Below are 4,223 nucleotides of genomic sequence, written 5' to 3'. Positions count from 1 at the left end.
TAGGGGTTTGTTTGTTAGGGGTTCTACTGGTTTGGTTAGGGAGGCTGGTTTTGTTGATGCTGTTAGTGTTAATGTTGCTAATATGTCTGTTGGTGCTGCTTTGGGTACTGTGGGTTTTACTCTTGCCTCACTACCCACAGTATCCGGCGTTAACCTAATCGCAGCATCACTAATAGCCTTCACCCTATCAATACCACAAATAATAACATACACAACACTAACAAAACACATACCAAGAACAGGAGGAGACTACGTATGGTTAACCAGGGCCTTTGGATCAAAGTTAGCTTGGTTGATTTTTGGGCTGGCTCTTGGCTTTGTTATAGAGTCCTTAGTGTACTACTCGTTAATAGCCATAGCTGGCGTTGATCAATTATCACTGGTATTACCAATGTTAGGCATTAATGTTTCAATTAATCCAATGGAGAGTATCATATTATCAATAGTGTTATTCGCAATCATAGTTGCAGTTAACATAATGGGCACTAAGTACGGTATTAGGTTAATGACTGGGTTAACGTTATTCTCAGTGCTAAGCCTAATACTATCACTTCTCGTATTATTCCTCACGCCTAAAGCTAAGATTATTGAGGCAGTTTCAAGCCTCCTCCCCAGTGGCTATACCTACGGTAAGGTTGCTTCACAGTACGCTGGGCCATACTTCGCACTAGGCCCAACAATAATGATGCTACCATTCTTCGCAATATACATATACCCATGGCTCAACGCTGGGCCCGCAATATCCTCTGAAATTAAGGGCAGGAGGGCTGTGAACCTTAACGTACCCACTGCCGCATTATTAACAATGATTCTTGCAACAATAAGCTTCGCAGCCATGTATAATGCATTGGGCTTTAACTTCGTTACATCAGCCTTATCTAACCCAAACATAAATGGTAGCGTTAACTATTGGACAATAGCCATGGCGGCATCAGGCAACCCTATATTGGCTTGGATTATTGGAATAGGTTCAGTAACATGGAATCTGGCTATACTAGCTTACGGTGCAATAGTGGTTGTTAGGTATTGGTTTGCCATGTCCTTTGATAGGGTATTACCAAGCTTCTTCACGTACTTAAGCCCAAGGTTTGGTTCACCTATATACGCTCACTTATTTGACTTAGCTATAACATCAATACTCATCACGCTTGCTGGAGTATTCTATGGTACATTTACTGCACTTTATGGCGCAGTTGTTGAGGCTTTACTATACTATATGGCTGTTGGCGCCGCGGCGGTGGTAATGGGCATTAAGGGGGCTGGCTTAATGGGACTTAGTAAACCTGGTAAGGCAATATTAACAGTATCCGGTATGCTTCAAGCAGCAGTAATGGGCTTCTTAACTTACCAATTCCTGGAGTACCCAAGCATTTGGGGTGGTAATTGGNNTAGCCTACGGTGTTGAGGCTGCAGCTGTATTAATAGGCATTATACTGTATGTTACTGCTCGTGAATTAAATAAGAGGAGGCTCGGTATTGATATTTCAGTAACTTACACTGAAATACCGCCTGAGTAGTGTGATTTAAATAGTCAAGATTAAAACCCTTCTTTCAATTCCATTAAATTAATTAAGTAAAAATTATCACTATGGTTACTTAGGATATGGTGTTTCATATTTATATTATTTTTGATATCCATTAAGCTATCTAGTAATAGTAGGCAACCCAGAAAGTTATATAAACTCCTCCACAGTGAGTGTACTTGAGGTGAGTGAAATGAACGTACCAACTAAGAAAATCCCATTAGATACAGTTAAGGGAGCAGCAGCAAGGAAGGTGGTTAAGGGGATCAATGGCAAGAATGGACATGGTAGCGTAAGCTATATAGCATCAAACTCAAGAAATCCAGACAGCATTGTAGTAATATATGGTGTATTAACGCCACCAATAACGTATACTTATGATGAAGGAAATAGAATGTTTAAGGTAAACTAAGCCGCACCTTCCACTGCTGATCATTAAGCAACTATACTTAACTTAGTATTGAATTCAAAGTTATTTAAACATTAATTATATTTTTAACCGAAATCTATATTCAACTATATATCATTACACTCAATTATGGTAAAGTGCACTAAGTAAACTTTATTAAGGGGTATATTATTGCCTCATATAATGATTGATATTGCTAGCCTATCACCTGGTAGGAATCCGCCGGATGAATTGCGTGTTGTTGTTGAGATCCCGGCGGGTTCAAACGTTAAATATGAGTATGATAAGGAGAATAAAGTATTCATTGTTGATAGGGTGCTTTATACTGCAATGTCGTATCCATTCAACTACGGCTTCATACCTAGTACATTAACGGAGGATGGTGATCCACTTGATGCTGTGGTGATAAGTAGTGCACCGTTTTTACCAGGCACTATAGTTGATGTTAGGCCCGTTGGGGTTTTAAATATGGAGGATGAGAAGGGGCTTGATTATAAATTAATAACGGTGCCATTAAATAAGATTGATCCTAGGTTCTCAATGGTGAAGGATATAAAGGATTTACCTGATGTAATACTTTACCAGATAAGGCACTTCTTCGAGCATTATAAGGAGCTTGAACCAGGTAAGTGGACTAAGGTTAATGACTTCAAGGGTATTGAGGAGGCTAAGAGGCTTGTACTTAAGTACATTAAGGTTAAGCCGAATTTAATAAATGGTATAAGTCAGGTTCACTGATAAGAAATATTAATACCACAGGAGCCTTGGATTTAATGAACCTTAACCCAATTGTACTCGTTAGGTATGGGGAAATAGGGGTGAAGAGTAATAGGGTTAGGGCTAGGCTGGAGAATTTACTAATTAGGAATATTCAAGAATCCTTAAGCAGAGGAGGTGTATTAAACTATAGTATTAGTAAGGCTAGGGGTAGGATTCTGGTAACTGTACCTAAGGAGGACTTAATTAAAGCAGCCTTAATGGCTGCGAGGATTTTTGGTGTTGTGTCAACATCACCAGCCTACTCACTTAATTTCAGTAATATTAATGAAATAGTTATTGCCGCCTATGAACTATGGCGCAGCAGGGTGAATGGGAGGAAGTTTGCGGTTAGGGTTAGTAGAACTGGTAATCACCCATTCACTTCAATTGATGTAGCCAAGCGTGTGGGGGCAGTACTTTACCCCTTCTCAAATGGCGTTGATTTAGATAATCCAGAGGTGGAGTTATACGTGGAGATTAGGGATGATTATGCTTTCCTATTTGATGAAGTAATAGATGGGCCAGGCGGCTTACCGTTAGGTTCACAGGGAGGTAAGGTGCTTGCCCTAGTCTCCGGCGGCTTTGATTCACCTGTGGCTTATTGGCTAATGAGTAGGAGGGGGGCCTTGGTTGATGCATTATTCTGCAGTCTGGCTCCGCCGGTGGATGTTATGGGATTTATTAGGGTTATTAGGCACCTTTATGAGCATTGGGTGTTTGGGTACGACCCAGTAATCATGATTACCGACTGCACGCAATTGGTGGAAGCCATGAGGAGTTCAGTTAACAGCCACCTAATGAACACTGTCTTTAAGAAGTTCCTATATAAGTTAGCTGAATCAATAGCTGTGGAGGATAATTACATGGGTATAGTTACTGGTGAATCCCTCGGTCAAGTTAGTAGCCAAACCTTAAGTAACCTATACTCAGCATCAATAGGCATTAGCGTGCCTATATTCAGGCCCTTAATAGGTATGGATAAGGATGATATAATTAAGCTAGCTAAGAGGATAGGCACTTATGAGGAATCCGCGAAAATGATTGAACCCTGTTCAGTATTCTCCAGGAAGCCTAGGACAAGGTCAACACCAAGTAGGCTTGATGAGGAATTAAGCAAGGTAATTAACCTACTAAGCACGATTAAGGCAAGCATCATTAAGGTAAGGGCCAGTGAATTAAGCAATATTAATGAGCAATCATTATTAAGTAACTGGAGAATTAATATTACAAGCATTAACATGGGAGGCGCAGGTTCATGTAGATGAGGCACCTAAAGAAGTGCTCATAGCCTTGATTAATGCATTAGATTCAATGAACAATACCCAATGCAATATGCTTTAATTCTAAAATAGATGCAGAGAAGTGGTTATTCCGCCTTGAGGAGTGGTATTTCCTGCTTCATTGCCACCCTGCCTGTGGCTTACCACTACAGGTTAGGGTTGAGGTTCCCGCAGTATTCTTGAGTATGCTTAAGGCGGCATTATAATAAATGTGCATGATGTTAAACTGATGCTTTACCTTATTTTCTAATA

The 4,223-nt window shown here is 40.3% G+C and carries 4 protein-coding genes; all 4 read left to right on the top strand.

Annotated elements, in window-relative coordinates; genetic code table 11:
• Positions 1-82: 82 nt before the first annotated feature.
• The 4 genes from BP896_RS08910 (at position 83) to thiI (ending at position 3,956) form a co-directional block, all read left to right on the top strand.
• A complete protein-coding gene (locus tag BP896_RS08910; protein ID WP_422653015.1) occupies positions 83-1,405 on the top strand; it encodes an APC family permease in 1,323 nt (440 codons plus the stop codon).
• 311 nt (positions 1,406-1,716) lie between these two features.
• Positions 1,717-1,935 (top strand): hypothetical protein, encoded by a 219-nt coding sequence (locus BP896_RS08905; RefSeq protein ID WP_291767663.1) that lies wholly within the window; start codon positions 1,717-1,719, stop codon positions 1,933-1,935.
• A 180-nt stretch (positions 1,936-2,115) separates the two neighbouring features.
• Entirely contained in the window at positions 2,116-2,670 is a 555-nt protein-coding gene (gene ppa / locus BP896_RS08900) for an inorganic diphosphatase (protein WP_291767661.1), read from the top strand.
• 35 nt (positions 2,671-2,705) lie between these two features.
• Complete coding sequence (gene thiI, locus BP896_RS08895; RefSeq protein WP_291767659.1) at positions 2,706-3,956, top strand: tRNA uracil 4-sulfurtransferase ThiI; 1,251 nt, start codon at positions 2,706-2,708, stop codon at positions 3,954-3,956.
• Positions 3,957-4,223: the final 267 nt, after the last annotated feature.

Origin of the sequence: Caldivirga sp. UBA161 (genome assembly GCF_002506515.1) — an archaeon.
Taxonomy (GTDB): Archaea; Thermoproteota; Thermoprotei; order Thermoproteales; family Thermocladiaceae; genus Caldivirga.
The sequence above is the reverse complement of the archived record's forward strand: the minus strand, read 5'-3'. Positions and strand labels throughout refer to the sequence as shown.